We start from the raw sequence: 2,215 nt of genomic DNA on the forward strand, positions 1-2,215 counted from the left end.
CTTTTTTTATCTGCGCTTGTAAACCTCGCGTCTATGCGCAACATCGACCACGAGAATGACGAGCCTGCCGTCATTGATGTCGCACAGGATTCGGTAGTCACCGACCCTGTATCGCCACACGCCTGCCAAGTTTCCCGTCAATGCCTTGCCCCTGCTTCTTGGGTCTTCGAGCTTCGCTATCTCGTCAAGCTCGTCAAACACCCGCGCGGCAACGCCCTTATCGAGCTTGCGCATCGCCTTGTCGGCGTTCCTCGTGAAATCAATTCGCCAGGCCACAGTGCGCCCTTACCTCGTCGATGCTGTAGGTCTCAAGCCTGCCAGCACGATAGTCCTCGATATCCTTGAGAATCCCGTACTCGTACTCGAAACGGTCGATAGCTTCTTGCAGGGCTTCGTTAACGTAGAAGCTCCTCGACCTGCCAGTCTCCTTCGCAAGACGGCTGTAGCGCTCGTTCAACTCGGTTGGAATCCTCATTGATGTGACCGCGGTAGCCATGTCGCACCTCCTTGTCGTGTATTACAGGTACTACTATAACACATCATCTAGCCCGCCCGCGATACGTCCTCTGCGGTGCAGCGTGGTCGCGGTTCCACGCATCCGCCGCCCGCTGCGCATCGCGCAGCACGTCATTAAGGCTCTGTTGCCTTGGCTGTTCCCTGCGCATCAGATATTCGAGCGGGCGCGATATTCGGCTTCTAAGCTCTTCCACTTTGATTCGCATTCCCGCAACTCCTGCTCTGATGCGGCTCGCGAGTCCATCGCACTTAACAACGATGTTATCGAGGATTGCGCCGCGCTCAGCTTTTCCCGCAGCTTCCCAGCCCCGAACCTCGGCAGCGATGGAGCGAAGCTCTCCAACGTCTCGCGCAACTCCGTCCGCTCGTTGCCGAAGACACTCCAATCGGTCTTGCTCATCTTCGATATCGAGCTTCACGTCCTCGAGCTGGCTGTCAAGCTCGGCAAGGTCACCCTCCTTGTCGGCAATCTCGGTAACAAGCTCTGCCTTACGCGCTTCGGCATCATTTAGCAAAGCGGCGGCTTCTTCCCTAGCCGCCGCGACGATTCGCGCCGCTTCGTCCTTCGCAGGTTCAACCACGGCCTTATCGACCGCACAGCGTACCTTGTCGATATCCACGGACTTGTCCGTGTACACGCGCTGCGCCCGCGTCTCCTCGTCAAGCTCGATTGCAGGGCGGTAGCCCATGCGCCCCTCTAGGTAATCCCCAAGCTCCTTGTGCATGCTCCGGTAGAAGCTGCGGGGGCACATCTGCTTGTAGTTGAACCGTCCATCTAGGATGGGCGTGAACGGCACGTGCATGTGGTCGCGGGCGGGCGTGCCGTCCTTCAGCACCTCGTCCTTGTGGACGTACCCGCCCATCATGTTCTCGATGCCGAACTTCTTCGACAGGTACCAGTACGTGAGACGGAAGAACCTGTCCTCATCGCCCTTGCGCACATTGTCGGGAAGCGTCACAACAACGTCAGCCATAACGACCGCATCCTTGCGCGTGGCGCGCTTCCCAGCCGCCTTCTGGGCTTCGTTCACGCGCTCGATGCGGCTCTCCACCGTGCCCCAGTTCGGCTCGCTCTCGCGCGGCTCCACGCGCCCCACAACGAGCTTGCCGTCCTTGTTGGTGTAGTGACCGACAACCAAGTCGTTCTTGATGCGCTCGGGGTCGATGTTGTCGCGCTCCAGGCTGCTGCGGTCGCGCCTATAGTGGGCGAGCATGTGCCCGACCGATTGAGCCTTGTACTTCGCTATGTGTGCCATGTCAGAACCGCCTTGCGTCAGATTTTAGCCGACTAAAGTCTAGCACGTTAGACCTTAGCTGCGCTAAGGACGTGCCCTGCGGGGCTTCTCCGCAATCCTCCCAGCGGTCGAGATTGCTGCGCGTCATCGGTGGCGGCACCTCTTCCTTGCCCGCTCGGCTGCGCCGAGATGGAGGGACTTCGCCCCTCCAAACCACCCCGCAAATCACTGTCGGTATCGGATATCGGATTCCCATGGGCGAGGTCGTAGTACCTCGCCCCCCTGTGGTCATTTGTCATTTGTCATTTGTCACATTATTTTTCGGACGTAGTTAGCGAAAAATAATGAGCCGCCCGATTCTGCAGGTCTCATCCAGTCGAGACACGGGCAAGGAAAGGGTCGATGGAGCAGAGCGTCCATCGACCCTTAATCAAGTCTGGTCTATTCGGTTGGCCGTCGCGTCA

At 58.5% G+C, this 2,215-nt stretch carries 3 protein-coding genes; all 3 read right to left on the reverse strand.

Going from position 1 to position 2,215, the window contains the following annotated elements:
- Positions 1-6: 6 nt before the first annotated feature.
- From AB5Z25_RS10795 to AB5Z25_RS10805, 3 genes are read right to left on the reverse strand one after another with little or no spacing between them, the layout of a single operon-like run.
- A complete protein-coding gene (locus AB5Z25_RS10795) occupies positions 7-276 on the reverse strand; it encodes a type II toxin-antitoxin system RelE family toxin (RefSeq protein WP_035138972.1) in 270 nt (89 codons plus the stop codon).
- On the reverse strand, positions 260-496 hold the full coding sequence (relB, locus tag AB5Z25_RS10800; protein WP_035138971.1) for a type II toxin-antitoxin system RelB family antitoxin: 237 nt from the start codon (positions 494-496) through the stop codon (positions 260-262). The genes AB5Z25_RS10795 and relB overlap by 17 nt, the downstream gene beginning before the upstream one ends.
- A gap of 43 nt (positions 497-539) precedes the next feature.
- The gene (locus AB5Z25_RS10805) at positions 540-1,772 is read right to left on the reverse strand and encodes a plasmid recombination protein (protein WP_368092396.1); all 1,233 of its coding nucleotides are present in this window, start codon (positions 1,770-1,772) and stop codon (positions 540-542) included.
- Between the last annotated feature and the right edge of the window lie 443 nt (positions 1,773-2,215).

It is taken from the genome of Collinsella aerofaciens, from assembly GCF_040910325.1.
Lineage (GTDB): Bacteria > Actinomycetota > Coriobacteriia > Coriobacteriales > Coriobacteriaceae > Collinsella > Collinsella aerofaciens_BL.

Bases quoted from the DNA above. Each gene is read 5' to 3' on its own strand.
- relB (WP_035138971.1), bottom strand. From the start codon at position 496: ATGGCTACCGCGGTCACATCAATGAGGATTCCAACCGAGTTGAACGAG.
- AB5Z25_RS10805 (WP_368092396.1), bottom strand. From the start codon at position 1,772: ATGGCACACATAGCGAAGTACAAGGCTCAATCGGTCGGGCACATGCTC.